General features: G+C 71.4%; 19 protein-coding genes. 8 read left to right on the forward strand and 11 right to left on the reverse strand.

The window, feature by feature from the left end; all coding sequences use genetic code 11:
- The first annotated feature begins 99 nt into the window (after positions 1-99).
- Positions 100-972 (forward strand): RNA polymerase sigma factor SigF, encoded by an 873-nt coding sequence (locus tag ACIOJD_RS17980; protein ID WP_401915502.1) that lies wholly within the window; start codon positions 100-102, stop codon positions 970-972.
- 39 nt (positions 973-1011) lie between these two features.
- Positions 1012-1299 carry a hypothetical protein gene (locus ACIOJD_RS17985; RefSeq protein WP_401914341.1) on the forward strand — a complete coding sequence of 96 codons (288 nt, stop codon included), beginning with the start codon at positions 1012-1014 and terminating at the stop codon, positions 1297-1299.
- Between the two features lie 102 nt (positions 1300-1401).
- Here the strand turns inward: ACIOJD_RS17985 and ACIOJD_RS17990 are convergent, their stop codons facing one another.
- The 5 genes from ACIOJD_RS17990 to ACIOJD_RS18010 form a co-directional block, all read right to left on the reverse strand.
- A complete protein-coding gene (locus tag ACIOJD_RS17990) occupies positions 1402-4485 on the reverse strand; it encodes an alpha-mannosidase (RefSeq protein ID WP_401914342.1) in 3084 nt (1027 codons plus the stop codon).
- Positions 4486-4642: 157 nt separating this feature from the next.
- Entirely contained in the window at positions 4643-5941 is a 1299-nt protein-coding gene (locus ACIOJD_RS17995; protein WP_401914344.1) for a glycosyl hydrolase, read from the reverse strand.
- A 71-nt stretch (positions 5942-6012) separates the two neighbouring features.
- The gene (locus ACIOJD_RS18000) at positions 6013-6882 is read right to left on the reverse strand and encodes a carbohydrate ABC transporter permease (RefSeq protein WP_401915505.1); all 870 of its coding nucleotides are present in this window, start codon (positions 6880-6882) and stop codon (positions 6013-6015) included.
- Between the two features lie 104 nt (positions 6883-6986).
- Complete coding sequence (locus tag ACIOJD_RS18005) at positions 6987-7982, reverse strand: carbohydrate ABC transporter permease (RefSeq protein ID WP_401914346.1); 996 nt, start codon at positions 7980-7982, stop codon at positions 6987-6989.
- Positions 7983-8134: 152 nt separating this feature from the next.
- A complete protein-coding gene (locus ACIOJD_RS18010) occupies positions 8135-9427 on the reverse strand; it encodes an ABC transporter substrate-binding protein (protein WP_401914349.1) in 1293 nt (430 codons plus the stop codon).
- A gap of 421 nt (positions 9428-9848) precedes the next feature.
- Between ACIOJD_RS18010 and ACIOJD_RS18015 the strand changes: the two genes are divergently transcribed.
- On the forward strand, positions 9849-10898 hold the full coding sequence (locus ACIOJD_RS18015) for a LacI family DNA-binding transcriptional regulator (RefSeq protein WP_401915506.1): 1050 nt from the start codon (positions 9849-9851) through the stop codon (positions 10896-10898).
- Positions 10899-10962: 64 nt separating this feature from the next.
- Here ACIOJD_RS18015 and ACIOJD_RS18020 read toward each other — a convergent pair whose 3' ends face one another.
- The 4 genes from ACIOJD_RS18020 to ACIOJD_RS18035 form a co-directional block, all read right to left on the reverse strand.
- On the reverse strand, positions 10963-11139 hold the full coding sequence (locus tag ACIOJD_RS18020) for a hypothetical protein (protein WP_401914352.1): 177 nt from the start codon (positions 11137-11139) through the stop codon (positions 10963-10965).
- A 92-nt stretch (positions 11140-11231) separates the two neighbouring features.
- Entirely contained in the window at positions 11232-11612 is a 381-nt protein-coding gene (locus ACIOJD_RS18025) for a hypothetical protein (protein WP_401914353.1), read from the reverse strand.
- A gap of 91 nt (positions 11613-11703) precedes the next feature.
- Positions 11704-13935: a phage holin family protein gene (locus tag ACIOJD_RS18030; protein ID WP_401914356.1), complete on the reverse strand. Its 2232-nt coding sequence runs from the start codon at positions 13933-13935 to the stop codon at positions 11704-11706.
- Between the two features lie 156 nt (positions 13936-14091).
- Positions 14092-14496 carry a hypothetical protein gene (locus ACIOJD_RS18035; protein WP_401914359.1) on the reverse strand — a complete coding sequence of 135 codons (405 nt, stop codon included), beginning with the start codon at positions 14494-14496 and terminating at the stop codon, positions 14092-14094.
- Positions 14497-14705: 209 nt separating this feature from the next.
- Between ACIOJD_RS18035 and ACIOJD_RS18040 the strand changes: the two genes are divergently transcribed.
- Both ACIOJD_RS18040 and ACIOJD_RS18045 read left to right on the forward strand, forming a co-directional pair.
- A complete protein-coding gene (locus tag ACIOJD_RS18040; RefSeq protein ID WP_401914360.1) occupies positions 14706-15497 on the forward strand; it encodes an MBL fold metallo-hydrolase in 792 nt (263 codons plus the stop codon).
- 11 nt (positions 15498-15508) lie between these two features.
- Positions 15509-16270, forward strand: coding sequence for a DedA family protein (locus tag ACIOJD_RS18045; RefSeq protein ID WP_401915508.1), 762 nt, complete (start codon positions 15509-15511; stop codon positions 16268-16270).
- On the opposite strand, the gene ACIOJD_RS18050 is transcribed toward ACIOJD_RS18045, so the two are convergent.
- Together ACIOJD_RS18050 and ACIOJD_RS18055 are read right to left on the reverse strand one after the other, a co-directional pair.
- Positions 16250-17458, reverse strand: coding sequence for an MBL fold metallo-hydrolase (locus tag ACIOJD_RS18050; RefSeq protein ID WP_401914362.1), 1209 nt, complete (start codon positions 17456-17458; stop codon positions 16250-16252). The two genes, ACIOJD_RS18045 and ACIOJD_RS18050, sit on opposite strands and share 21 nt — an antisense overlap.
- Complete coding sequence (locus tag ACIOJD_RS18055) at positions 17455-18705, reverse strand: aminotransferase class I/II-fold pyridoxal phosphate-dependent enzyme (RefSeq protein ID WP_401914364.1); 1251 nt, start codon at positions 18703-18705, stop codon at positions 17455-17457. The genes ACIOJD_RS18050 and ACIOJD_RS18055 overlap by 4 nt, the downstream gene beginning before the upstream one ends.
- A gap of 367 nt (positions 18706-19072) precedes the next feature.
- On the opposite strand from ACIOJD_RS18055, the gene ACIOJD_RS18060 reads away from it, so the two are divergent.
- From ACIOJD_RS18060 to ACIOJD_RS18070, 3 genes are all read left to right on the forward strand, one after another.
- Positions 19073-20590 carry a bifunctional phosphatase PAP2/diacylglycerol kinase family protein gene (locus tag ACIOJD_RS18060; RefSeq protein ID WP_401914366.1) on the forward strand — a complete coding sequence of 506 codons (1518 nt, stop codon included), beginning with the start codon at positions 19073-19075 and terminating at the stop codon, positions 20588-20590.
- 69 nt (positions 20591-20659) lie between these two features.
- Positions 20660-21418: a VOC family protein gene (locus tag ACIOJD_RS18065; protein WP_401914368.1), complete on the forward strand. Its 759-nt coding sequence runs from the start codon at positions 20660-20662 to the stop codon at positions 21416-21418.
- A gap of 121 nt (positions 21419-21539) precedes the next feature.
- A complete protein-coding gene (locus ACIOJD_RS18070; protein ID WP_401914371.1) occupies positions 21540-22349 on the forward strand; it encodes a methyltransferase domain-containing protein in 810 nt (269 codons plus the stop codon).
- Positions 22350-22410: the final 61 nt, after the last annotated feature.

A 22410-nucleotide genomic window follows, 5' to 3' on the forward strand; every position in this document is an offset into this window, starting at 1 on the left:
GGGGACATGAGTCGGCTCGGACGGGGCAGGAGCGCCTCTGAGAATTCCGCCACACGGGAGGGTGATGTCATGACGACCAAGACTGTGCGTGCTGCCGACATGGAGCAGGCGGAGGCCATCATGACGTCCATGGTGGGAGTGAAGGCGGGAACGACGGCTGATGAGCTGCCGCGCATCGAGGATCCGAGCAAGATCGCGCCGAAGGACGCGCGGGCGCTCTCGAAGTTGTTCTTCGACCAGCTCCAGGTCCTGGAAGAGGGCACCCACGAGTACCAGTACGCGCGCAACACGCTGATCGAGATGAACCAGTCGCTGGTCCGCTTCGCCGCGGGCCGGTTCCGCAACCGGGGCGCCGGCGACATGGAGGACATCCTCCAGGTCGGCACGATCGGCCTGATCAAGGCGATCGACCGGTTCGACCTGTCCCGCGAGGTCGAGTTCACCTCCTTCGCGGTCCCCTACATCGTCGGGGAGATCAAGCGCTTCTTCCGTGACACCACCTGGGCCGTCCATGTCCCGCGGCGCCTTCAGGAGCTGCGCGTCGAGCTGGCCAAGGCCAAGGAGCTCCTGGCCACGAGCCTGGACCGGGACCCGACCGTCAAGGAACTCTCCGAGCTGCTCGGGATCAGCGAGGAAGAGGTCATCGAGGGCCTGGTCGCCACCAACGGCTATACGGCCGGCTCCCTGGACATGCCCACGGGCGACGACGAGACCAATGGCGCCGGACGCACCTTCGCCGATGTGCTGGGCGAGGCCGACCCGGCCATGGAGAAGGTCGAGAACCTGCACGCCCTGGCTCCGCTGCTGGAGGAGCTGGACGAGCGTGAGCGTGGCATCGTGGAGATGCGCTTCGGCCGGGAGATGACGCAGTCCCAGATCGGCGCGGAACTGGGCGTCTCGCAGATGCATGTGTCCCGGCTGCTGACCCGTATCCTCACGCAGTTGCGCGAGGGGATGCTCGTCGAGGAGTGAGAGCGGATACGGCGCACCGCCGTACTGCCGGACGGGACGATGCCACTGCCGGACGGGACGATGCCGCGGTGGCCCCGCGAGATCATGCTCATCGCCCCTCGCGACGACGTCATCGCCGCCGCGAGGGGCGATGAGCTGACCCGGGCCCTGATCGCCAAGGGCTGGTGCCGGGGTGCTCCCCCGTCGGCTGGAGCAGCTCGGAGGAGAGGACATCGCGCGGATCGTCGCGGTGGGCTGGGTCCTCGGGCGGCGGCGGGCACCTGGACAGCCCTGCTCCTCGCGGTCACCGGCACCGCGGCGTACGCCTTCGCGGTACCCAAACGGTAGCTCGCCCGGGGCAGTCTCCGGTCGGGCTACGTTGTCGCGGTCGCGGGTCGGGCGCCTCCGGTGGGGGTGCCCGACCCGCGTGTTCCAGCTCCTGCCTCTACATCAACCGCGGGTGACGCGGAGAGTGACCAGTTCGAACGGCCTCAGCGAGAGCCGTACCGCTCCCTGCGCCAGTTCCGGCCCCTGCTCATCGGCCGACGGGCGCTCCAGCAGATCGGTCACGGCGACGCTCTCCGCCTCGAAGCCCAGAGCCACGTGTGCCTTGGCGCGGCCACCGGTCGACTCGTAGAGGCGGACGACGACATCGCCGCTCCCGTCGTCGGCCAGCTTCACCGCGCTGACGACGACGGCGTCGTTGTCGACGCTCACCAGCGGCGCCACCTCGGCGTCTCCGGGGACCCTGCGCTCCGGCAGGTTGATGCGGTAGCCCTCCCTGACCGCGTCGCCGATCGCGGCGCCGGGCGCGAGCGCGTGCCGGAAGCGGTGCACACCCTGATCGGTCTCCGGGTCGGGGAAACGGGGGGCGCGCAGCAGGGAGACCCGGACCGTGGTGGTCGTACCGGCGTCCGCGTCACGGACGGTACGGGTCACGTCGTGGCCGTACGTCGAGTCGTTGACCAGGGCGACGCCCCAGCCGGGCTCCTCCAGGTGCACGAATCGGTGGTTGCAGGCCTCGAATTTGGCAGCTTCCCAGCTGGTGTTGGTGTGGGTGGCCCGGTAGACATGGCCGAACTGCGTCTCGGAGGCGTACCGCTCCGCGTGGATGTCCAGCGGGAAGGCCGCCTTGAGGAACTTCTCGGTCTCGTGCCAGTCGACCTCGGTGTCGATGTCGAGCCGCTTGGCGCCCGGCGCCAGGGTCAGCAGCTGGGTGACCTTCGAGGCGCCGAAGGAGCGGACCACGCGGACACCCGCGACGCCGCCGCCCGTGACCCGGCCCGGGGCCCCGCCCGCTTCTCCCCCGGCGCTCTCGGCCGCGCCCTCGACCGGGGTGAGTTCGTCGAGGTCCGTCAGGTCCGTGACGGTGTTGCGGTAGAACTCGTCCACGTCCCAGGCGTCCCACTGGTTCGGGAAGTCGGGGTGGATCTGGAGCAGGTTGGCCGCCTCGCCCGGGGCGATGCTCTCCCGCTCCGCGCTGATGTCGTACACCGACACCACCAGTCCCCGGCCGTCGATCTCGACCTCCAGCAGACCGTTGCTGAGCACATGGCCGCCGTCCTCACGCGGCAGCAACTGGGCGTCGCCGGCTCCGGTGACCGGCCCCGCCGCGCCCGCGGGCACTCCGGCGCGGGCGTGCGGGGCGGAGTTGAAGAGCAGGGTCGTGGCGCCGTCGGCGTCCCCGGCGAGGGCGCGCTGCGCCGTGTCGATGATCCCGTTCAGCTCGGCGGCGACGCCGGCGTAGGTCTTCGCGGCCTCGCGGTGCACCCAGGCGATCGACGAGCCGGGCAGGATGTCGTGGAACTGGTGCAGCAGCACCGTCTTCCAGATCCGGTCCAGCTGCTCGTACGGATACGGGGAGCCGGTCCGTACGGCGGCCGTGGCGGCCCACAACTCGGCCTCCCGCAGCAGGTGTTCGCTGCGCCGGTTGCCCTGCTTGGTCCTGGCCTGGCTGGTGAGCGCGGCGCGGTGCAGCTCCAGATACAGCTCACCGACCCAGACCGGCGCGTTCGGGTACTCCGCCTCGGCCTTGGCGAAGAACGCGCCGGGGGACTCCCACTCGACCGTGGCCGAGCCCTCCAGGCTGCGCAGGCGTGCCGCCTTGGCGATCATCTCGCGCGTGGTGCCACCGCCCCCGTCGCCCCAGCCGGTCGGCGCGAGGGAGTGCCTGGCGACGCCCTTCTCCTTGAAGTTCCGTGCGGCGTGCGCGATCTGCTCGCCCGTCATGGAGCAGTTGTACGTGTCGACGGGCGGGAAGTGGGTGAAGATGCGGGTGCCGTCGATGCCTTCCCAACGGAACGTGTGGTGCGGGAACTTGTTGACGGCGCTCCACGAGATCTTCTGTGTGAGCAGCCACTTGGACCCGGCAGCCTTGATGATCTGCGGCAGCCCGGCCGCGAAGCCGAACGTGTCGGGCAGCCACGCCTCGTCGTTCTCGATGCCGAACTCGTCGAGGAAGAAGCGCTTGCCGTGCACGAACTGACGGGCCATCGCCTCGGAGCCCGGCATATTGGTGTCGGACTCGACCCACATCCCCCCGGCGGGCACGAACCGGCCGTCCGCCACGGCCTTCTTGACCTTGGCGTAGACCTCGGGCCGGTGTTCCTTGATCCAGGCGAACTGCTGCGCCTGCGACATCGCGAAGACGAACTCCGGCTCGTCCTCCAGCAGCGCCGTCATGTTGGCCGTCGTACGGGCGACCTTGCGGACCGTCTCACGCAGTGGCCACAGCCACGCCGAGTCGATGTGGGCGTGCCCGATCGCGCTGATGCGGTGCGCCGTCGAGGGCGCGGGGGTCGCCAGCATGCCGGCGAGCTGCTCCCGGGCGGCGGCGGCCGTGCCGTTCACGTCCTGGAGGTCGACCACGTCGAGGGCACGGCTGATCGCGCGCAGAATCTCCCAGCGCCGGGCGCCGTCGACGGGCAGCTGCGCCATCAGCTCCCCGAGCACCTCCAGGTCCTGGACGAGCTGCCACACGGTCTCGTCGAAGACCGCGAGATCCATCCGGGCCAGGGTGTACTGCGGTTCGCTGCCCGCGGTCTCCTTGTCGCCCAACTTCGTCGGCAGGAAGGGGTGGTAGTCGAGGATCACCGGGTTCGACGCGGCCTCGACATGCAGCAGCACCTCTTCGCCACCCGCGACGGGGGCTCCGATCCGTACCCACTGGTTACGGGGGTTGAGGCCCTTCACCGGGGAGCCGTCGGGCCGGTAGACGAGGCCCTCGCACTGGAACCCCGGCATGTTCTCGTCGAAGCCGAGATCGAGGATCGCCTCGACCGTACGGCCCGCCCACTTCTCGGGGACGGTCCCGGAGACCCGGAACCAACTGGTGCCCCAGGGCGCGCCCCACCGGTCACCGGCCTTGACCGGCCGCGTCGGACCGGCGAGGCCCTCCGCCACGGGGACGGGTTCGCCGGGCGCCTCCCAGACGGCGATGTCCAGCGGTATCGATTCGGGGTGTACGGCGGGCCGGATGCGCTCGTCGAGGACCCGCTTGAGGCGGCCTTCGATCAGGCTGCGGTCGTCGTGCATGAGGGGCTGCTCCTGAACTGCGTAAGGGTGCGAGTGCGGGTCACGGGTTCTCAGGGACGGGCGGTGCGCGTACGGACCGCGGCCGGGACCCCGGCCGGGACGGAGACGGTATAGACCTCTCCGGCGCTCCGCACCGCGAAACGGGCGGCGCCCGGGATCATTCGACCGGGTCCTGGGCGGCACCCGGGGCGGCCGGGGCCGATGGGACGACCTGGTCCGGGCGGACCACCTCGGTGATCCCGCGCGCGGCCAGGTGTTCCTCGTCCTCGGCGCGGCTCGCGAGGACGGCGGTGGGACGTACGCCCTCCTCGGTGAGCCGGGCGAACGCTTCGAACACCGCCCCGCCCGGAGCGCAGACCGAGCGGGCGGGCGCGATCTCGTCGTCCCCCGCGTCGATCACGACGGCCGTGGTCCGGGGCGCCGGGGCGTAGGCCGTGCCCCGCCGCTCCGCGACGATCCGGGCGAGGGACTCGCCGGCCGGCTTGACCTGCCGCTCGTTTGTCAACAGGCCGAGCCCGTATTCCAGTTCGGGGAAATCGGCGAGCGAACGCGACACGTCGTGGGAGCACCACCAGGTGATGCCCCAGACATCCTGGCAGTCCAGCGCGGCCGCCACGGTCGCCTCGGTGAACTCGGCCGCGTGTTGGGCCGGGATCAGCGGCGCCGGGGCGCCGACCTCCTGGAGCCAGACCGGACGGTGCGGTTCGAGCGCCCAGGCCTTGGACAGTTCGATCAGGTACGCGGCGTGGTGCTCGGTGGCGGTGCCGCTGCGGCCGTGCCGCTGGGCGGTGCCGTTGAACACCCAGGAGTGCACGGCGGTGACGGCTCCGATCCGGGCCGCGTGCGCGGGGGTGAAGGCGTGTTCGTCCTGGTACCAGGCGGCGTCGTACTCGGCGTGCAGATGGAGCTTGCCGGGCGCTCCCTCCTCGCAGGCGTCCAGCAGCCGCCGGAGCCAACTGCCCGCCTGTTCCGGGGTGATGGGGTCGGGATCGGGGTGCGGGGGCCCGGAGAACTGGTTGATCTCGTTGCCGATGGTCATGCCGATGAAGTTCGGCCGGTCGGCGAGGGCGGCGGCGAGCGTACGGAGGTACGCGGCCTGCCCGGTGACGACATCGTTGTCGGTGAACAGGTTCCGCCGGTGCCAGGTTCGCGTCCAGGCGGGCAGGAAGTCGAAGCTCGACAGATGGCCCTGGAGTCCGTCGACATTGACGTCCAGAGCGCGTTCGGCTGCGGCGTCGGCGAGTTGGACGAGCTGTTCGACGGCGCGGGGCCTGATCAGGGTGCGGTTGGGCTGGAAGAGCGGCCACAGCGGGAAGACCCGGATGTGGTCGAGGCCGAGTGCCGCGATGGAGTCCAGGTCGGCGCGTACGGCGTCGAGGTCGAAGTCCAGCCAGTGGTGGAACCAGCCCTGGCTGGGCGTGTAGTTGACGCCGAAGCGCGGTGCGGGAGAGCTCATACGGGCATCGTTGTCCTGGTTCTGTGATGCGGCGTTCTGTGATGCGGCGTTCTCTTGGGCGTCGGTGCGGCTCAGCCCTTGACTGCGCCCTCGCCCACGCCCCGGAAGAAGTAACGCTGGAGACAGGCGAAGAGCACGATCAGCGGGAGTACGGCGATGACCGTGCCGGCGGCGACCAGTCGCGGGTCCTGCGCGAAGGTGCCGTGCAGGTAGTTCAGTCCGATGGTCAGCGTGTAGTTCTCCGGGTCGCTGAGGACGATCAGCGGCCAGAGGAAGTCGTCCCAGGCGCCCATGAACGAGAAGATCGCGACCACGGCGAGGGTGCCCTTGACGGCGGGCAGCGCGATACGGAGAAACCGTTGCCAGACGTTGGCGCCGTCGACATAGGCCGCTTCCTCCAGCTCTTGCGGGAGGTTGAGGAAGGCGTTGCGCATCAGCAGGACGTTCATCGCGCCGATGGACGCGGGCAGCAGCACCCCGATCAGGGTGTCGTTCAGGCCGAGGTCACGCATGGTGGTGAACTGGGCGATGATGATGCCCTCGACCGGCACGAGCATGGCGAGGATGAACACCAGGGTGGCGGCCCTGCGCCCCCGGTAGCGCAGCCGGGCCAGCGCGTAGCCGGCCAGGGTGGCACCGACGCAGTTGGTGACCACACTGGCGGAGGCGACCTTGAGGGAGTTGTACGCGTACTCCCAGACCGGGATGGTCTTGGCGACCCGGCTGTAGTTGTCCAGCGTCGGATCGCTCGGGAGGAACGTCGGCGGGGAGGTGTAGATGTCCTCGGTCATCGCCTTGAGCGAGGTGGACAGCTGCCACAGGAACGGCCCGACCGTCAGGGCCAGTACGGCCAGCAGCAGGACGTACCGCAAGGCGAGTTGCCACGGCGCGATGCGCCTGCCCTCGGCGTCGGTGAACGGCTTCCGGAGACCGCCCGGGATCCTGGGGCGGTTTCCGGTGACGGCGGTGGCGGCGGCGCGGCGGCCGGTGGAGTCCGGGACCGTGCCGGTGGCCTTCGGGACGGTACCGGTGGTCTTCGGGGAACTCACGCGTCCTCCTTACGGTCGGCGCGCAGTACGAGCAGCATCAGGACGACGGTGACGACGAAGACCACGACGGAGATGGCGGAGGCATAGCCGACCCGGCCGCTCAGTCCCGTACCGACGCGCTGGACGAGCATCACCAGGGTGGTGTCCTCGCCTGCGGGGCCGCCGCTGGGGCCCGCCATCAGATAGACCTCGGAGAACACCTTGAACGCGGCGACCGAGGACAGCGCGCCGACGAGAACCATGGTGGAGCGGACCGCCGGCACGGTGACGGTGACGAAGCGGCGGACGGCCCCCGCCCCGTCCACGGCGGCGGCTTCGTGCAGTTCGCGCGGTACGTTGGCCAGTGCGGCCAAGTAAATGATCATGTAGTAGCCGAGGCCCTTCCAGACCGTGACGGCCATCGCGCTGAAGAGCAGCAGCCATTGATCGCTGAGGAAGCCGACCTTGCCCACTCCCACGGCCTCCAGCACCGAGTTGATCAGCCCCCGGTCGTCCAGCATCCAGACCCAGATCAGACCGACCACGACGACCGAGGCGACGACCGGGGTGTAGAAGGCGGAGCGGAAGAAGCTGATGCCGGGGATGTTCCGCTGCACGAGCAGGGCCAGCAGCAGGGGCAGGATGATCAGGGCCGGGACGACGCAGACCACGTAGAGCGTGCTGTTGCGCAGCCCGATCCAGAACATCTCGTCGTCGAGCAGCTCCCGGAAGTTGGCGAGTCCCACATAGCTGCCGGGGAGAAGGGTCCGCCGGTCGGTGAAGGAGTTGACCAGGGTGCTGAAGAACGGATAGAGGCTGAAGGTGCCGACGATCAGCAGTCCCGGCGCGGCGAACAGCCAGGGGCTGGAAGGGAGTTGGCGTCTGATTCCGCGGGCCGTGCGGCCTGCGGGCCCGCGGCGGGGCTCACGGCCGCCGGAGCCGGGGCCCCGGGGCGCGAGCCCCGCCGCAGCCGGGTCCGAAAGGGGCGCCCCGGGGGCGGTGGTGCTTTTCATGGTGGCTTTCGCTCAGCTCTGGCTCTGGCTTTGGGCTCTGGCTTTGGGCTCTGGCTTTGGCTTGGCGCCGGCTGCGGTGCTCCGGCTCTCGCTCCGGCTCGGGCTCAGGCTCCGCCGGAGCGAGAGCCGGAGCACCGCAGCCGGCCGGAGCATCAGCTCTGCTTGAGCAGCCTGTCGCAGGCCTCGACGGCACGGTCGAGCGCCTCCTGGGGGCTCACCTTGCCCTGGAGTGCCTTGGCGACCTGGTTGCGCAGCTCGGTCTTCATCTGCTCGCTGAACACGACGGGCGTGTAATTGACCGCTGTCTTCAGGGACTTGGCGGCGGCGACCCGTACCCGCGTCTCGTCGCTGCCGTCTTCCTCGGTGAAGTACGGGTCGTCCAGGGAGCCCTTGGTGCTCGGGAAGATGGCGACCTGTTTGGCGAACGACATCTGGCGGGTCGCGTCGGTCACGAAGTGCGCGAACGCCACGGCGGCGGGCTTCTGCTTCGTCTTGGCGTTCACCATCACGCCCATGACGTACATGTTGGCCTTGCCGGTGCTGGTGACCTGGTCGGTGATCCCGATGTTCTTGTAAAGAGTCGGGGCCTTCTTCTTGAAGTTCTCCAGGTCCAGCGCGCTGCCCGGGTTCATCGCCACGGACTCGGTGAGGAACTTGGTCCCGGAGGACTCGGGGGTCGCGGTCAGCGCCTGCGGGTCGAGCGCCTTCTTGTCGAACAGTTCCTTGTAGCGGGTGAGCATCTCCACCCCCTTGGCGTCGTTGAAGGCGAAGCCAGTGCCGTCGCCGTTCATCAACTCGACGCCGTAGCGGCCGAAGTCCTCGATGGTGGGCACCTGGGCGAGGGTGGCGATCTTGCCGTCGCTCTGCTCGGCCAGCTTCAGGCCGTCGTCGAAGACCTGGTCGTATGTCGTCGGCGGCTTCTCGGGGTCGAGTCCGGCGTTCTCGAAGAGCCGCTTGTTGTAGAACATCGGGCCGGTGTTCAGGTACCAGGGGAAGCCGTACGTCCCGTCCATGCCCGGTATCTGGTGGCTCTGCCAGGCGCCCGGCAGATACTCCTCGCGGAAGGCGGCCGCCGTCTTGTCCTTGTCGAGGTCCAGTGCGAGCCCGGCCTTCGCCAGCGGGGTCACCAGGTCCGGCGAGACATTGACGACATCGGGCAGCGTGTCGCCGGCGGCGTCCGCGCTGAGCTTGTCGGCGTAGCCCTCGGCCGGCCGGTCGATCCACTGCACCTTCGCGTCCGGGTACTTCTTCTCGAAGTCCTTGATGACTCCGTTGAAGTAGTCCTTGAAGTTGGCCTGGAGATTCCAGGTCTGGAAGGTGATCTTGCCTTTGATGGCTCCGGAGGCGTCGGAGGAGCCCTCGTCGGCTCCTCCACTACATGCGCTGAGCGGCAGGACGGTGGCGAGAACAGCGGCGAGGGCTACTGCTCTTCGGGGGATGCGCACGGGGAACGGCTCCTTTGCTCGGACCAGGCGTCGGACGGCAGGCCGGAGTTGCGGGCAACCGGCGACTGCTTATGCCCAGCAGACAATGCAATGCGCCTGGGTGAAAGTCAACACATTCCCCACACACACGTGATTCTGTCTGATATTCGAGCAGGTCGGAGTGTGCTCTTTGCTTTCCTTGGTGTGCAGGACTAATGCGCTTTAGAATGACGCGGCTCAAGCGCATTGGTCCGGGCTGCACCTGGCTCGCCCGGTACGGTCGAAAAGACCCTACGATGCCCTTATCGAGTACATCGGGAACGTGTGGGACACGCACGGGAAACAGAAGGAACACGAGAGAAGGGGCTCGCGGGTGGCAGCGAACCGGCCGTCGGCCAGGGACACCGCGGTGGCCCGGCGCACCCCCGCGCGCCGCCCGACCATGAAGGACATCGCCCAGCGCGCCGGAGTGTCGGAGAGTGCCGTGTCGTTCGCGCTCAACGGCCGCCCCGGCGTCTCCGAGGTGACCCGCGACCGGATCCGCCGGGTCGCCGAACAGCTGGGCTGGCGTCCCAGCACCGCCGCCCGCGCCCTGTCGGGTGAGGGTGCGGCCACGGTCGGCCTGGTGCTCGCCCGTCCGGCGGCGGTCCTCGGCGTGGACTCATTCTTTCTCCAGCTGGTCTCCGGCATCCAGGAGATCCTGTCAGAACGCCAACTCGGCCTGCTCTTCCAGGTGGTGGAGGACATGGACGCCGAGTGCGCGGTCTACCGGCGCTGGTGGGCGGAGAACCGGGTGGACGGTGTCCTGGTGGTGGACCCCAGGACCGACGATCCCCGGCCCGACCTGCTGGGAGAGCTGGGCCTTCCCGGTGTCGTCATCGGCGCGCTGCCCGGCGACGACGGCCCGCTCCTGCGCAACGACGACGGCGAAGCGGTGCCGCATCCCGGCCTCTCGCAGGTACGGGCCGACGACGCGGGCGCGATGGCCGTCATCGTCGGCCGGTTGCACGAGCTGGGGCACCGGCGGATCGCGCACATCGCGGGGCTGCCCTCGCTCGCCCACACCGAGCGGCGCGTGCGCTCCCTGAAGGCCGAGGCAGGGCGGCGCGGCCTCGCCGAGGTGTGCTCGTTGACCACGGACTACTCCGACACCCAGGGCGCAGCCGCGACCCGCCGGGTGCTGGCGGGGGCCGGCGCGCCGACCGCCCTCGTCTACGACAACGACGTGATGGCCGCGGCGGGCGTGGCGGTCGCCGCCGAACTGGGCCTCCGCGTACCGCGCGACCTCTCGGTCGTCTCCTGGGAGGACTCGGCGCTGTGCCGCCTGGTGCGGCCCTGGCTGACGGCACTCTCCCGCGACACCGTCGCGTTCGGCCGCGGCGCCGCGCACGAGTTGGTCGCACTGCTGGACGGCGGCGCGGCCCACACCGTACAGGTGCCGCTCCCGCACCTGATCGAGCGGGAGAGCACGGCGGGAGCACGCACGCACTGAGCCTGTCCGTTCTGTGACCCGTCGCGCCCGCTCCAGGTGGGGGCGGGCGCGACGGGTCGCCCTGCTACTGGGTCGTGCCGCTCTCGTTCCGCTCCGCTTCCGTGGTCCCGTCCTCGGCGGCGGCGACGGGCTCGGTGTCCCGGCCGACGACGGCGGAGGCGCGGCGGGGTTCGGTGACCTCGGCGCGTGCGGCCTCGGCGCGGAGCATGGCGTTGAGTGCGGCGAAGGTGTCGATAGGCATGGCTGTGTCCTCACATGGGAGTGGGCTGAGTCAACTGCTGAGGTTCGAGGGGCACTTGAGCGCGTCAAGCGCTCCGTGCCATGCCTGACCTGTCAGCAGCGCAGCACCACACAGCGCGAGGCTCCCGGCGCGGGCGCGGGTTGCCCGGCCGGCGCGCATCGTGCGACGTAGGACGCCTGGTCCGTTCCGTACGGTTTGAAGTGGGACAGGGGCTGGACGCGCGCCCTGGCCTCCCGCTCCGTCCTTCCGGGGGCGGCCTGTTCGGACTCGGCCGTGTCGTGCTGTCCCTCGCTCCCGGCATCCCGGGGGGCCGAGACCGGGGGCAGTTCGGCGTCGGAGGCCGACGCCGTGCCCGCTTCGAGTGACATGCCGAGGAAGGCGACCAGCACCAGCAGCGCCACGAGCAGGCCCCGGCGCGCGGCGGCAGCGCGAACCGCCGCGGTGCGGGGGGCAGCGATCGGGGCACGGTGCATGGGCACGACCTCCTGGACATGCGACCTCTGCCCATGGACGACCGTGTTTCGTCCTGCTACCGCCGGAAATCGCCCGCACGAGGGACACGCGCTATGCGGAGTTCGTCTCCCCTTCGGCGGTTCGCGCGGCTTCGACCGAACACGTGCCTTCGACCGAACACGTGCCTTCGGCGATCGGATCGGCGGTCCGTACACCCCCGGCCGGGTACGCGCCTTCGGTGGGCCGCTGTTCCGCCGTCGTACGTCCGCCTCGGGCGAGCGGCACCTGTGGTCCGCCGCCCTCGCGCAGCCAGCGCCGGAGCACCCCGTGCACCCGCTCCGCGCCGACGAGTTCACCGCCGCCGGGGACCGGCGCGGAGAGCACGAGCGGAGACAGCAGGAACGCCCGGGACTGTTCGCCGCCGAGCCCGCCGTGCGAACCGATCTGCTCCTCGAAGGCGTGCACCCGGCCCGTCGCCGGGTCGTACATCGAGTTGACCATGATGTCGGCGACATGCGGGAAGGAGTCGGTGCGCCGTACGGCGTCGGCCGCGCCGGGTCCCATGGCGGCCAGCGGGCCCTCGTCGCCGAGTTCGGCGATCGGGACCTCCACCCCGTGCGGGCCGAGCACCACCGAACCGTGTTCCTCGCTCCGTACCAGCAGGAAGCCGATTCCCGGGTGGTTGGCGAGGGTCCGCAGCAGCGCGGGGTGGCGTCGCTCGATCTGCTCGCGGCTCATGCGTCCCGGCACCTCGGGGAAGGAGATCAGGCCGAGGTTCCCGGAGGCGAGCACGATCGGTTCGCGGTCCTGTCCCGGCTTCTCCCCGGTACCGCCGGGCTGTTCACCGGTGTCGTCGGGCTCCGGCCGGTGGAGCGCGCCCAGGACGGCGTGCCGGGCCGCGTCGCGCGCCTCGGCGCCGCTCTTCGTCCGTCCGGCCCGGCGCGGTACGGGAAGTCCGCAGCCTGCTCTGACCAGGTCCTTGAGGGTGAGGCCGTAGGCGGACCGGAAGGTTTCGCCGGGGCTCTGGCCGTGGTCGGAGAGCAGCACGATCCGGTAGGTACGGGGCGCGAGTTCGGCGACCCTGGCGATCAGGCCGACCGAACGGTCGAGACGTTCGAGGACCCGCGCCGCGTCCCGGCTGTGCGGTCCCGAGTGGTGGGCCACCTCGTCGTACGCGACGAGGTCCGCGTAGACGGTGGTCCGGCCGGCCAGCATGTCCCCCAGCACCGAGGCGACCACCACGTCCCGCTCCACGACGGTGGCGAAGGCCCGGATGAACGGGTAGAGCCCGCCACGGCTCACCCTCGGCCGGTCGCCGCGCAGGCGCGCCCGTGTCGACTGGCCGATCTCGCGGCCGACGTCGGCGACGAAGGAGACCACCGTACGGACGGCGTTGGCCGGATCGGAGAAGTACGCGAAGTAACCGGCGCGGGAGCGGTTGGCCTTGCCTCGCCTCGCGGCCATCGACAGCACCAGCGCGAGCTGGTCGGCGCCGCCGCTGAAGAGGTTGCCCCGGCTGGCGCCGTCGAGGGTGAGGAGCCCGCCGTCGCCGGTGCGCTCGATGGCCCGGCGCTGGAGCTCGACGGCGCTGGCGGGCCGGTTGCTGACCATGATCCGGCCGGTGTCCTTCTCGTACCAGCGGAAGGCGGGGACGTCATGGCTGGAGCCGTGCAGGATGCCGAGTTGGCTGGCGCCGGTCTGGCTGGACCAGTCGGTGCGCCAGGGCGTCAGCCGGTGCGTGGGCCACTCGCCCAGCCAGCCCGCGACGTGCGGCATCACCCCGTCGGCGACGGCGTCCAGCAGTACCTGGTGCCCCACTCCGTCGAGCTGGAGGAAGACCGTACCGGGCAGTCCGCCATGACCGGCGTCCTCACCGCTCCGGCGCCGGCGCCGGCCCGCCAGCCGCGAGAACCTGCGCCCGTACGCGGCGTCGTCGCCGACCGCGAGCGCCGTGGAGGTCGCGGAGGCGACGGCGGACATCACGGCGGCGACCACCACCGCGGTCTCCGGGTTGGCCACGCCCCGGCCGTCGGGTATCAGCCGGAGCGCGATCAGCAGCAGCGAGCCGTTGAGGAAGAACACCAGCAGGCCGAGCACCAGCGCGGGGACGAGCAGCACGGCACGTACGAGCAGGGGCCAGACCAGCGCGCTGAGCAGACCGAAGGCGCCCGCGCCCCAGGCCGCCGTGACGGCGGTCCTGGTGATGCTCTCCCCGTTGCCGGACCGGAGCTGGAAGTCCGGCAGGATCCCGGCGAGCAGCAGCATCGTCAGTGACGACACCACCCATACGATGATCACTCTCAGCAGGGCTCTGCCCGTCGTCCGCCATCGCCCCTTGAGCACTCCGCTTTCACCTCACGTCCGTGCCCGAACGCCTGCGCGGGCTCCGCCCCAGCCTTGCACAGCGCGCCGACAACCCGGCACGGACAACGAGTCGTCGCAGTTCAGCAGCGATTGCAGGCGGTATTCGCGGTATCCGGGATCAGTGGCCTGCGTAGGTCAGCAGCCGTTGTAACCGGCCGTCGGCATCGAGAGCCGGCGGTGGACATCCGCCTTCATGGCCGCGTCGTACGACGGTTCGTCCTGGCCCACGATCTCCAGGCGTACGCCGCGCCGCTCGCACTCCGCGAAGAACACCGGCACGGATGTGAACGCCCGGTCGAGCACCCGTTCATTGGCGACGGCGAAGACCTCCACCAGCCCCGCCTCGACATCCACCCATAACCCGCTGTGGTCGGGGCGCAGTCCGTAGAGCAGCAGTTGACAGGTGACGACATAGCCCTGGGCCTCCGCCCAGCGTGCGCACATCACGTGCTGACCACGGGTGTCCACCAGGAAGGGTTCACTGTCGAGTTCCTCCAGCGGGGTCAGGCTGGTGATCGCAGCCACTCGTACCTCACCCATGACCGTCCCCCGCTCGTCCCCCGACGCCCGCCCTCGTCCGGGCACCCTACTGGGCACACACCCGCGCGAGGCAGGCGCGTACAGGGCGGACAACAGCGCGCGGCCGGGCGCATTCGCCCGCCCGGTGCGCCCGCCGCCGTACGCTGAGTGCGGGCGGGCGGACACGCGAACGCACAGACGGCACGCGGACGGGCGGAGCTGAGGTCGGGTTGGGAACTGTCATCACCTGGTGGGGTCATGCCACCTGCACGGTCGAGGACTCCGGTGTCCGCGTGCTGACCGACCCGCTCCTCGTCCGCCGGCTGGCCCATCTGCGCCGCCGCCTCGGCCGGGTGCCGCCGTCCGAGGCGCTGGTCGCCGACGCCGTACTCGTCTCGCACCTCCACTCCGACCACCTCCATCTGCGGTCGCTGGCCCGGCTCGCGCCCGGCACCCGGCTGATCGTGCCGCGCGGAGCCGGGCGTTGTGTCCCCGGGCTCCGCAGGCTCGACGCCCGCCGGAACCCGGGCGGTCTGCGGATCACCGAGGTCGACGCGGGCGACGAGGTGACGGTCGGGGCGCTGCGGATACGGGCCGTACCGGCGCGGCACGACGGACGGCGGCTGCCGGTCGGACCGCACCACTCCCCCGCCCTCGGCTATGTGATCTCCGGCGAGTCACGGACGTACTTCGCCGGTGACACCGGACTCTTCGACGAGATGGCTGACGCCGTGGGCCCGGTGGACACGGCGCTGCTGCCGGTCGGCGGCTGGGGGCCCCAGCTGGGGCCCGACCACCTGGACGCCGGGCGCGCGGCGCAGGCACTGGCCCGGCTGGCGCCGAGCGCCGCGGTGCCGGTGCACTACGGCACGTACTGGCCGATCGGCCTGGACGCCGTCAGGCCTCATGAGTTCTACGCACCGGGCCACGAGTTCGTACGGAAGGCGGCGCGGCTCGCGCCCGAGGTCACCGTGCACCTGCTGGGGCACGGCGAGAGCGCGCCCGCGGAGGACGGACGGTGATCGACCGGCTCATGGCCCAGCTGTCGCAGGCCCTCCAGCTGCCGACCGAGTCCGCTCAGCAGGCCGTCGGCTATCCCTCGCTCTTCCTGCTGGTGGCGCTGGGCGCGCTGCTGCCGGTGGTGCCGACGGGCGCGCTGGTCAGCTCGGCGACGGTGGTCGCCATCCACCAGACGGCTCCGCTCCCTGTGCTCTGGGTCTTCGTCGTGGCGTCGCTCGCGGCGTTCCTCGGGGACCTCGCGCTCTACTGGCTGGGGCGGCGCGGTGTCCACTCCAGGAACGGCTCGCGCCGGCTGGCCGCGCTGCGCCGGAGCGCTCCACCCGACCGGCTGGAGCAGGCGCAGCGCAAGCTGCGCGAGCACGGCGTGATGGTGCTGGTGCTGTCCCGGCTGGTGCCGGCCGGGCGGATTCCGGTGATGCTGGCCTGCCTGCTGGCGGACTGGCCGCTGCGCCGGTTCGCCCGGGGCGATGTGTGGGCCGCTCTGGCCTGGGCGGCGACGTACCAGCTGATCGGGGTGCTCGGCGGCTCGCTGTTCCACGAGCCCTGGGAGGGGGTGCTCGCCGCGGTGGTGCTGACGCTGTTGCTCAGCGGCGCGCCGGCGCTCTGGCGCAGGCTGCGCGGGCCTGGAGGGCGAGGACGGCCGGAGGAGCGACGGCGGCCGGGAGAGGCCCCCGGGACTTCCGGGGCATCCGGGCCGGTCCGGGCCGACGGCGCGGGCAGTACGGGGAGTGCCGGCGCACCCGGCGCCGCGGGGTCAGAGGGCCAGCAGACGTGACGAGCCGACCGGCAGGTCCCAGAGCTGCGCGCGCGGACGGCCGGTCCTCGCCCACGCGGCCCTGACCCGGGTGAGGGGTTCGAGCACCGGCTCGGCGGAGAGGACGAACGTCGCCCAGTGCATCGGGGCCATGTTGCTGGCACCGAGGTCCTCGCAGGCCCGTACCGCCTCCTCCGGGTCGGCGTGCACATCGCGCAGCCACCAGCGCGGCTCGTACGCCCCGATCGGGAGCAGCGCCAGATCGATGCCGGGGTGGCGGCGGCCGATCTCCTTGAACCAGTGCCCGTATCCGGTGTCCCCGGCGAAGTGGACGCGCCGGCCGTGGCTGTCGCTCAGCACCCAGCCGCCCCAGAGCGAGCGGCAGGTGTCGGTGAGGGAGCGCTTGGACCAGTGGTGGGCGGGGACGAAGTCGAAGCGTACGGTCCCGCCGTCGGCGCCGGGCAGTTCGGCGGCCTCCCACCAGTCGAGTTCGGTGACCCGGGTGAAGCGGCGGCGCCGGCACCAGCGGGCCAGCCCTGCCGGTACGAACAGCGGGGTGTCGCGTGGCAGTCGCTTGAGGGTCGGGGCGTCGAGATGGTCGTAGTGGTTGTGGCTGATGACGACCGCGTCGACGGGCGGCAGGTCCTCCCAGCGGACCCCGACGGGCGTGAGCCTGGCCGGGGTGCCGAAGATACGGCGGGACCAGACGGGGTCGGTGAGGACGGTGAGCCCGCCGATGCTCACCACCCAACTGGCGTGCCCCGCCCAGGTGACGGCGAGGGTGGACGCGTCCACCGAGGGCAACGGCCCTGGCGCGAAGGGCAGTTGTGGTACGTCACGGAGGCCGTCGGCGCCGGGGCGTACGGCCCCCTCCCTGGCCAGCCGGGCCATGGCGCGGACGCCGGGCAGCGGGGCGGTCAGCCGGTCGGCGAAGGACCGGGGCCAGTGGCGGAGTTCACCGAGGGGCCGCAGGCCGTCTCTCGGGCGGGTGCCGGCCGGCGCGGGGGTGGCGGGGTGCGTCTGATGGGGCTCATGGGGCTGATGGGTTGTGCCGACGGACGGGTGGGTCGTACCGGTGGGCGGGTCGGCCGTGTCGGCTTGCTCCGCCTGTTCCACCTGTTCCACCTGTTCCACCTGTTCCACCTGCTCTGCCTGCTCCGCCCGTTTCACTCGTTCCGTCTGTTCCGTCTGTTCCGTCTGTTCCGTCATCGAGGTTCCGTTCCACTCGGTTCGTCGAATCGGCGCAGGGCGTCGAAGGCGGAGGCGAAATCGCTGAGCGCTCGCGCGACATGAGGCAATTCCAGCGGTGCCGCTGAGGCAAGTGACTCCAGGCGCTCCCCCGGCGTCGACCCGAGCAGCGGTCCGGTCGACAGCCGTACGCGCAACTCGTCCAGTTCGTCGCCGAACCGGTGGCCGCCGGGCGCCGGCGCGCCCAGGCGTTCGCTCAGATGGTTCTCCAGCTCCATGGAATCGGTGACCCCCGTTCCGGCCAACCGCGCGCGCAACGGCCCGAGATCGGCGTAGAGATGGCGGCCCGCCTGCGGAGGCGGCGCGACGGCGCCCGAGGCGAGTACCGCGCGGTGCGCTGCGGCGGCCACGCGCGCGTGCAGCGCGGCCGCCGCCCGCACCCTGTCCGTGACGGGCGCCGGTTCGTCCAGCGCGAGGGCGGCGGCCGCCGCGACGGGGCCCGCGACCATGGCGCCGAGCGCGGTGAGGATGTCGAGGGTGCGTGCCCGCAGGGCGGCCCCGGCCCCGGTCGCGGGGTAGCGGGCGACGGCCGCCGGCCAGGCGGTGGGCAGGAGCGCGCCCGCCAGGTCCGAGACCACGACGACCTCGTCGGGCCACATCCTGGCCGGGCTGAGCAGCGGTGTCTCGTGCGGCCGGTGCAGGGTGTCGCGCCAGGTCTCGTCGCTGATGATGCGCAGTCCTTCGCCGATCGCGGCCTCGCAGGCCTCCCGGACCAGTTCGGGCGGGGCGACGGTCGCGGTGGGGTCGTCGGCGAGGGAGAGCAGCAGCACCCGGGGCGTACCCCCCTCGGCCCGTACCCGGCGGACCGTCTCCAGCAGGGCGAACGGATCGGGCACTCCGCCCGCGTCCACCGGGGCCGGCACATGGTAGGCGGGCCGGCCCCGGAGCTGTACCTGCGGCGTCCACCAGGCGGGGCAGGGCCGTGGCATCAGGACGTCACCGTCGTACGCGGCGAGCAGCGCGAACAGCAGCGGCTGCGGGCCGGGAGCGGCAGCCACCTCCTCTGGGCCGCTGTCCAGCCCCCGCCGCCCCCAGTAGCCACAGGCCGCCTCCCGCAGGACGGCGCCGCCACCGGGCGGCTCGGGTGAGGGGTGTCCGGCGGCAGCGGCGCAGGCCTCGGCCAGTTCGGGCAGTACGGGCAGCCCCACCTCGGGCACGGACGGGCCGAACCGGACGGGGCCCCAGCCTTCCGGAACCGTCCGCCGCATACCGTCACCTCCCGCAGTCACCCGGCGCGGCCACGCAACGCGGCCGTGGAGCGCGGTCATGGAACGCGGTCATGGAACGCGGTCGCGGAGCGCGGCCACGCGTCAGGTCCACCGGCCGGGAGCCGGCCCCCCTCCGGGAAGCGCGGCTCCTGAGCCGTTCATGGCAGCTCCTGAGCCCTTTATACGGAGGTTTGCCACACCCTGCCCTCCGGGATCCGCACCCCGGGGGATCCTGGATCCGCCCCGGTTGCGCCCGCTCGTACAGCCGCTTCCGCGCCCCCGCCCCGCCGCGTCCGGAACACGGGGGTGCGTTCCGGGTGCCGTACGGCACTGCTTGGGTACCCCGCTCGCGGGGTACCCGCGTTCCATGCCAGACAACTCAGCCAGTCCTACGGCCCACCTGCCGGCACCGCCGGGGACCCGCCCCCGGATCAAGGCCCTGCTCGACTCCTGGGACGAGCGGGCCTTCCGCTCCGTCGCCACCCGGCACTGGCCGGGCGCGGGCCCTGTACTGCCCCGGCTGAGCCGTAGCGCCAATCACGGGCTGCTCTGGTTCGGCGCCGCCGCCGGTATCGCCGCGCTGGGCCACGGCACCCGTTCTCGCCGGGCCGCCCTGCGGGGCGTGGCGTCGCTGGGGCTCGCCTCGGCCGCCATCAACGTGATCGGCAAGCGGGCGGTACGCCGGCCGCGTCCCCTGCTCGACGCCGTACCGGTGATACGGCAGCTGAAGCGCCAGCCGTTCACCACGTCCTTCCCGTCCGGGCACGCGGCCTCGGCCGCCGCTTTCGCGACGGGGGTCGCCCTGGAGTCGAAGGGCTGGGGCGCCGTCGTGGCGCCGCTGGCCGCTTCCGTGGCCCTCTCCCGGGTCTACACGGGGGTGCACTATCCGAGCGATGTGCTGGTCGGCGCGGCGCTGGGGGTGGGGGCGGCCTACGCGGTACGCGGGCTGGTGCCGACCCGTTCGCAGATGCCCTCGCCCGGACGGCCGTACGCACAGGCCCCGGCGCTGCCCGGCGGCCGGGGGCTGGTCGTCGTGGCCAACCGGGCGTCCGGGTCCTCCGACGACGCCACGCTCGTGCGCGACGCACTGCCGTTCGCGGAGATCGTGGAGTGCGAACCGGCAGAGGTCGAGACCGAGCTGGAGAAGGCGGCGGGCCGCTGCCAGGCCCTCGGCATCCTGGGCGGCGACGGAACGATCAACCGGGCAGCGACCATCGCCGTGCAGCACGGCCTGCCGCTGGCCGTCTTCCCCGGTGGCACGTTCAATCACTTCGCGTACGACCTGGGGATCGAGCACGTCCAGGACACCTGCCGGGCGCTGACGGCGGGGGATGCCATACGGGTCGACCTGGGGCGCTTCACCCCCGGGCCGGACGGGACGGCCCCGGGCCACTTCCTCAACACGTTCAGCCTGGGCGTCTATCCGGAGCTGGTACGGGTGCGTGAGCACTGGGCGCCACGGATCGGCGGCTGGCCCGCCGGAGTCCTCGCCGCGCTGAAGGTGCTGCGCGGGGAGCACCAGCTGGACGCCGAGTTCGAGGGCCGGCGGCGGTCGCTGTGGCTGCTGTTCGCGGGGAACTGCATCTACCAGCAGATGGGCCCCACACCCGGCCACCGGCACGACCTGGCCGACGGCCTGCTGGACGTACGGATCGTGCACGGCGGCCGCACCCCGGGGCTGCGCCTGCTCGCCGCCGCGCTCGCCGGGCCGCTGAGCCGTTCACCGGTGCACGCGGCGGAACGGATGCGCAGGGTGCGGATCTCGGGCATCGAGCCGGGTACGCCACTGGCATACGACGGTGAAGTCGCCCAGGCGCCCGAGGAGTTGACGCTGGACAAGGCGATCGAGGCGCTGACGGTCTACCGGCCGCAGGCGCTGCTGTAGCGAGCGCACCGCACTCCCGGCAGAACAAGGAGAAGGTTAGGCTTACCTAATTCAAGCGAAGGAGTCCTTTTGAGTACTGAACCAAGCCTGGAATCGCCCGAGTTCGACCATCTGCTGCACTGCGTACCGGATGTCGAGACCGCCGCCCGCGCGTACAGCGAGACGGGCCTGCCCGCCCACGCCAACCCCGAGCATCTGGGGTACCGCAACGGCGCCTGGCGGCTCGACACCCGCTATGTCGAACTGTCGAGCGTCGTCGACCGGCCCGCCTTCCTCACGTCTCCGTACGGCAGGGCCATGAGGGGCTGGCAGCCTCGCTACGACGAACTCGTCGCACGTGGCGGCGGCGCACTCAACTTCTGCGTCCACGTCCAGGACGTCGGCGCCACCACCCGGCGACTGCGCGGACAGGGCCACGACGTGGAGTTGCTGACCTTCGCCCGGGAGGGATCACCCGTCTCGTTCCGCGAGGCGATCCTGAAGGGGGCGCCGCCGTGGGCGCCGTTCTTCATCACCTACACGCCCGACCGCCAGACGATCCTGACGAAGTACAGCGCGGGCCGGGTGAATCGGGGAGCCCACGACCTGGCCGGTTTCGAGATAGAGACCCCCGATCCACTCGGCTCGGCCGCCTGGCTGGGCAAGCTGCTCGGCATACCGCTCGCCGAGTCGTCCCCCTCGGTGGTGCCGCTGCCGCTCGGCCAGGTGCGTTTCACCGCCGGGCCCGCCGACGCGATCACCGCCCTGCTGCTCTCCGAGGGCAGCCCGCCCACCGCGACGATCTCCGGACTCGCCGTACGGCCGGAGGAGACCGGCGCCACGGGGTAGCCGGAGGCCGACGCCGTGGGCCCGTCGGTGCCGCTGTTGCTCCACATGACAAGACGCGGGTCTCATCATTCGACATGGCGGCGTACCGTGGCCGGACCACTTCACGAGAGGGAGTCCGGCCATGCCGAAGGAGAACGCCGTCTACACCCACGGGCACCACGAGTCGGTACTGCGCTCGCACCGCTGGCGTACCGCCGCCAACTCGGCGGCGTATCTCCTCCCCGAACTGCGGGCGGGCCAGGACCTGTTGGATGTGGGCTGCGGCCCCGGAACCATCACCGCCGACCTGGCCGCGCTCGTCGCACCGGGGACGGTGACGGCGGTCGACGCCGCCGCGAACGTCCTGGACCGGGCGCGGGAGGCGGCGGCCGCGGCAGGCGTGGACAATGTCCGCTTCGCGGTCGCCGATGTCCACGCACTGGACTTCCCGGACGATTCCTTCGACATCGTCCACGCCCATCAGGTCCTCCAGCACGTGGGCGATCCGGTACGCGCCCTGCACGAGATGCGCCGGGTGTGCCGGCCCGGCGGCGTCGTCGCGGTGCGCGACGCGGACTACGGGGCCTTCACCTGGTTTCCGTCCGTACCGGTGCTGGACGACTGGCTGGAGCTGTACCGCCGGGTGGCCCGCGCCAACGGCGGCGAACCGGACGCCGGACGACGGCTGCTCTCCTGGGCACGCCAGGCCGGCTTCACGGACATCACCGCGACCGCCGCGGCCTGGTGCTTCGCCACCCCCGACGAGATCGCCTGGTGGAGCGGGCTCTGGGCGGACCGCACCATCGCGTCGAGCTACGCGGAGACGGCGACCGGCGGCGGCCATACGACACCGGAGCAGCTGGCCGGGATCGCCGAGGCATGGCGGGAGTGGGGCGCCGCCGAGGACGCCTGGTTCATGACCCCGCACGGGGAGATCCTCTGCCGCGTGTGAGCGTTCGTCGCGTATGAGCGTTCGGGGGCGGAAGTATGCGATGCATCATGCGACTTGGCTC

The organism is Streptomyces sp. NPDC088116 (genome assembly GCF_044741745.1).
Lineage (GTDB): Bacteria > Actinomycetota > Actinomycetes > Streptomycetales > Streptomycetaceae > Streptomyces.

Coding starts and splice junctions, on each gene's coding strand:
- ACIOJD_RS18070 (WP_401914371.1), top strand. CDS start 21,540: ATGCCGAAGGAGAACGCCGTCTACACCCACGGGCACCACGAGTCGGTA.
- ACIOJD_RS18045 (WP_401915508.1), top strand. CDS start 15,509: ATGGCCCAGCTGTCGCAGGCCCTCCAGCTGCCGACCGAGTCCGCTCAG.
- ACIOJD_RS18020 (WP_401914352.1), bottom strand. CDS start 11,139: ATGCCTATCGACACCTTCGCCGCACTCAACGCCATGCTCCGCGCCGAG.
- ACIOJD_RS18035 (WP_401914359.1), bottom strand. CDS start 14,496: ATGGGTGAGGTACGAGTGGCTGCGATCACCAGCCTGACCCCGCTGGAG.
- ACIOJD_RS18025 (WP_401914353.1), bottom strand. CDS start 11,612: ATGCACCGTGCCCCGATCGCTGCCCCCCGCACCGCGGCGGTTCGCGCT.
- ACIOJD_RS17985 (WP_401914341.1), top strand. CDS start 1,012: ATGCCACTGCCGGACGGGACGATGCCGCGGTGGCCCCGCGAGATCATG.
- ACIOJD_RS18055 (WP_401914364.1), bottom strand. CDS start 18,705: ATGCGGCGGACGGTTCCGGAAGGCTGGGGCCCCGTCCGGTTCGGCCCG.
- ACIOJD_RS17980 (WP_401915502.1), top strand. CDS start 100: ATGGAGCAGGCGGAGGCCATCATGACGTCCATGGTGGGAGTGAAGGCG.
- ACIOJD_RS18060 (WP_401914366.1), top strand. CDS start 19,073: ATGCCAGACAACTCAGCCAGTCCTACGGCCCACCTGCCGGCACCGCCG.
- ACIOJD_RS18050 (WP_401914362.1), bottom strand. CDS start 17,458: ATGACGGAACAGACGGAACAGACGGAACAGACGGAACGAGTGAAACGG.
- ACIOJD_RS17990 (WP_401914342.1), bottom strand. CDS start 4,485: ATGCACGACGACCGCAGCCTGATCGAAGGCCGCCTCAAGCGGGTCCTC.
- ACIOJD_RS17995 (WP_401914344.1), bottom strand. CDS start 5,941: ATGAGCTCTCCCGCACCGCGCTTCGGCGTCAACTACACGCCCAGCCAG.
- ACIOJD_RS18005 (WP_401914346.1), bottom strand. CDS start 7,982: ATGAAAAGCACCACCGCCCCCGGGGCGCCCCTTTCGGACCCGGCTGCG.
- ACIOJD_RS18015 (WP_401915506.1), top strand. CDS start 9,849: ATGAAGGACATCGCCCAGCGCGCCGGAGTGTCGGAGAGTGCCGTGTCG.